Raw genomic sequence first — 4,012 nt, forward strand, 5'->3', positions numbered from 1 at the left:
CTTCCGCCCCGACCCCCTGGGCACCCTGGGTTCAGCGCCGTACCCTTGGGGTAGAGGCAGGGGAAGATGTTTCCCAGACGTTCTATTTAAGCCGCAACTATCCGCCGTTCCCTCCGCACGAGGACTCCCTTCGCCGAGACGCGCAGACGACAATGGCCGGACACGAGATTCCCGAACCCGCGGACCGCAAGCAGCTCGCCGACTCACCGGCGGTGCCCGAGGCGGCGGCGGAGGCACGCCGTTCCTGTGACCCGGCGTTCCGGCACGGCGTGGTGGTCGGCTTCGACGGCTCCGTCTCCAGCGAGCGGGCGCTCGCCTACGCGATCGGCATGGCCCGGCGGGCCGGCTCCGCGTTGATCATCGTGCATGTCGCCAACCGGCTGCCGACCACGGTCTGGGCGGGCTGCGAGCCGCCGGTCTTCGTGGACGTCCCCGACCAGCGCACCGAGGTGCTGGGACTGGAGCTGGCCTGTGCCGACCACCTTTCCGAGGTGCCCTGGATCCTGGTCGAGCGCGGCGGCGACATCTGCCACGAGCTGGAGGAGGTCGGCCAGGAGTACGAGGCCGACGCGATCGTGGTCGGGTCCAGTCAGGGCCTGGTGGGGCGCATCTTCGGATCGGTCGCCGGCCGGCTGGCGCGGCGCGCCCAGCGGCCCGTGGTCGTGATCCCCTGACGGCGCCCGCCGCCGCACTCGTCCCCGCGTCGGCCGCTCCCGCGTCGCCCGCCGCCGCGTCGCGGCCGTACCGCCCGGTGCGTCAGTCGCACAGCCCGGCGGCGGCCAGCAGATAGGCGGTCAGCGGTTCGTAGTAGCGCGGGTTGGCCACATGGTCGTCCAGTGGCACGGCGACCGACAGCGTTCCCTCGGCCTCCGCGAGGAACAGCGCGGGGTCGTTGCTGTCGGCGAAGCCGATCGTGTCCAGGCCGGCCTGCGCGGCGCAGCCGGCCCAGCCGTGGTCGGCGAAGACCAGGTCGGGCAGCGGCTCCCCGATGCGCGGCAGCAGGTCGAGGATCTCCCGCATCGGCGCGGGGGAGTGGGTGTGCCACAGGGAGGCGCCCCGCTCGTACATCGCGACGTCCGACAGCTGCACCACCACGCCGTCGTCCGCGTAGAGGCCGAGCGGCACCCGGACGATGTCGCAGCCCGCCGCGCGCAGCGCCCGGGCGACCGAGCCGTGCAGGTCCAGGAGCGAGCCGGGGTGGCCGGTGGCCAGGAGGACGCGTTCGCGGTCGGCGGCTGCCTTGGCGAGGCGGAGCGCCGCGCGGTCCAGGGCGGCGACGGTCAGCTCGGGGTCGATGGTGTCCTGGCCGCCGCGGTGGCCGGGGTCGTCGTTGACGCCGGCCCGTTCGGCCATCACCGCGAGCACGTCCTGCTCGTCCGTCCAGCGGTCGCCCAGTTCGACGCCGAACCAGTAGTAGCGGTCGCCGTTGGCGAGCCTGCGGTAGTGGTCCAGGTTGTTCTCGCGGGGTGTCGCCACGTCGCCGGCGATCCGGGTGCGGACGAGGTGGTCGAGCAGGTCGGCTCGGGACGGCGCGGAGGGTGCGGACATGCGGTCATTGTCGCTCGTCGGGGTGAAGGATCGACGGAGTGTCCAAAACGCTGTGTCGGCACCGTGAGAAACGTCCATGTGGCGCCGGCGCCGGACGCACCTACCCTCCGGAGTATGACCAGCCACAACACCCCTCAGCACAGCGGTGGACCGGTCGGGCCCGTGGACTCCTCCCGCGTCCCGCGCTACGCCGGCCCGGCCACCTTCGCCCGGCTGCCCCGACTCGACGAGGTGGGCAGCACGGACGTGGCCGTCGTCGGTGTCCCCTTCGACTCCGGTGTCTCCTACCGGCCGGGCGCCCGGTTCGGCGGCAACGCCATCCGTGAGGCCTCCCGGCTGCTGCGCCCGTACAACCCGGCCCAGGACGCCTCGCCGTTCGCGCTGGCCCAGGTCGCCGACGCCGGCGACATCGCGGTCAACCCGTTCAACATCAACGAGGCCGTGGAGACCGTGCAGGCGGCGGCGGACGACATCCTCGACAGCGGCGCCCGGATGATGACCCTCGGCGGCGACCACACGATCGCTCTGCCGCTGCTGCGTTCGGTGGCCCGCAAGCACGGCCCGGTCGCGCTGCTGCACTTCGACGCGCACCTGGACACCTGGGACACCTACTTCGGCGCCGAGTACACCCACGGCACGCCGTTCCGTCGTGCGGTGGAGGAGGGCATCCTCGACACCTCCGCGCTCTCCCACGTGGGCATCCGCGGCCCGCTGTACGGCCGCAAGGACCTGGACGACGACGAGAAGATGGGCTTCGGCATCGTCACCTCGGCGGACGTCATGCGGCGTGGCGTGGACGAGGTCGCGCAGCAGCTGCGGGAGCGGATCGGCGACCGTCCGCTGTACATCTCGATCGACATCGACGTGCTGGACCCGGCGCACGCGCCCGGCACCGGGACGCCGGAGGCCGGCGGGCTCACCTCGCGGGAGCTGTTGGAGATCCTGCGCGGTCTGGCCGACTGCCACCTGGTCTCCGCCGACCTGGTGGAGGTCTCGCCGGCGTACGACCACGCGGAGATGACCTCGGTGGCGGCCTCCCACACCGCCTACGAGCTGACGACGATCATGTCGCGGCAGATCGCGGCCGGCCGCGCGGGCGGCGCCTGACGCGTGCGCCGATGAGCGGCCCGGTCGATCGAGCGGTCGTCCGGGCCGCGCACCCGGTCCCGAGGCGGCTCGCGCTGGTCGATTTCGGTAACGTTTCCGATGGGTTTCGGCCATGTTCGAGACGGCCCGGAATCGGCCGTTCACGGCCAGTGATGACATGAACGCGTGCAGCGATCCACAACTTCCCTGGTCGGCAAGGGTGTTGGTGAACGGCGGGCGTCGAGCGGGGCATCACTTCCTGCCACCTGTTTAACACACAACGTTACCTGTTTTGTTCGGTCGATGTGCGCGCGGTGGAGATTCGCGACAGACTCCCACATGCATCCCGCGGGAACGGGGTGTCGCAGCCGCTAGGCGGCGGTGCTGGCCCTGTGGGGGGTGCTGGCCCGTCCGTGCCACTAGCTCGACACCCCCGGCCGGGGCGGTTCTGGAGAGAGGCCTGACTCTCCGGGGCCGCCCCCGGCCCATTCCCGGCCCGGCCCACCTCTCCCGAGCGAGGGACGAACCCGCCCGGCGAATCGTTCCCTCAATCCCGCCGCGCCGGCAAGTCCCTGTCAAAACGCTCACAATCCGCGCTCGGCCGGCTCGTCATGCCGCACCCTGGGGCAGGCGACCCCGTGCGGTGTCTCGTGCGAGACCGCCGCCGCGCCCCGTAGCGTCCCAGCGATCCGTCCCGGACGGCCCCACGGCCGGCCCGTGGCCGGCGGGAAAGGAAACGATGTCGATGCAGCGCGAAGCAGCGCTCTACGCAGAGGTGGTCCGCCGCAACCCGGGAGAGCCCGAGTTCCACCAGGCCGCCCACGAGGTGATCCACTCGCTGCGCCCGGTGCTCGACGCCCGGCCCGAGCTGGCCGAGGCCCGGCTGGTCGAGCGGATCTGCGAGCCCGAGCGCCAGCTCATCTTCCGGGTCCCCTGGCTGGACGACTCCGGGACCGTCCAGGTCAACCGTGGCTTCCGGATCGAGTTCAACAGCGCGCTCGGCCCGTACAAGGGCGGTCTGCGCTTCCACCCCTCGGTGAACCTCGGCATCGTGAAGTTCCTCGGCTTCGAGCAGATATTCAAGAACGCGCTGACCGGACTCGGCATCGGCGGCGGCAAGGGCGGCAGCGACTTCGACCCGCGCGGCCGCTCCGACGCCGAGGTGATGCGCTTCTGCCAGTCCTTCATGACCGAGCTCTACCGCCACCTGGGAGCCCAGACCGACGTGCCCGCCGGTGACATCGGCGTCGGCACCCGGGAGATCGGCTACCTCTTCGGCCAGTACCGCCGGATCACCAACCGCTGGGAGGCCGGCGTCCTGACCGGCAAGGGGCTGGGCTGGGGCGGGTCGGGCGGCCGCCCGGAGGCCACCGGCTAC

4 protein-coding genes are annotated in these 4,012 nt (G+C 71.8%); 3 read left to right on the forward strand and 1 reads right to left on the reverse strand.

The annotated features are described in order from the left end of the window. The first annotated feature begins 152 nt into the window (after nucleotides 1-152). Complete coding sequence (locus GL263_RS22910; RefSeq protein ID WP_182857646.1) at nucleotides 153-674, forward strand: universal stress protein; 522 nt, start codon at nucleotides 153-155, stop codon at nucleotides 672-674. An 82-nt stretch (nucleotides 675-756) separates the two neighbouring features. On the opposite strand, the gene GL263_RS22915 is transcribed toward GL263_RS22910, so the two are convergent. Then, nucleotides 757-1,548 (reverse strand): phosphatase, encoded by a 792-nt coding sequence (locus GL263_RS22915; protein WP_182857647.1) that lies wholly within the window; start codon nucleotides 1,546-1,548, stop codon nucleotides 757-759. 114 nt (nucleotides 1,549-1,662) lie between these two features. Between GL263_RS22915 and speB the strand changes: the two genes are divergently transcribed. After that, nucleotides 1,663-2,655, forward strand: coding sequence for an agmatinase (gene speB, locus GL263_RS22920; RefSeq protein ID WP_182857648.1), 993 nt, complete (start codon nucleotides 1,663-1,665; stop codon nucleotides 2,653-2,655). Nucleotides 2,656-3,379: 724 nt separating this feature from the next. Then, on the forward strand, nucleotides 3,380-4,012 hold a 633-nt coding region (locus GL263_RS22925; protein ID WP_438947994.1), incomplete at its 3' end, for a Glu/Leu/Phe/Val dehydrogenase dimerization domain-containing protein.

It is taken from the genome of Streptomyces durbertensis, assembly GCF_014156695.1.
GTDB classification, from domain to species: Bacteria; Actinomycetota; Actinomycetes; order Streptomycetales; family Streptomycetaceae; genus Streptomyces; species Streptomyces durbertensis.

Excerpts from the sequence above, each read along its gene's own strand:
- GL263_RS22915 (WP_182857647.1), bottom strand. The coding sequence starts at position 1,548 with ATGTCCGCACCCTCCGCGCCGTCCCGAGCCGACCTGCTCGACCACCTC.
- GL263_RS22910 (WP_182857646.1), top strand. The coding sequence starts at position 153 with ATGGCCGGACACGAGATTCCCGAACCCGCGGACCGCAAGCAGCTCGCC.
- speB (WP_182857648.1), top strand. The coding sequence starts at position 1,663 with ATGACCAGCCACAACACCCCTCAGCACAGCGGTGGACCGGTCGGGCCC.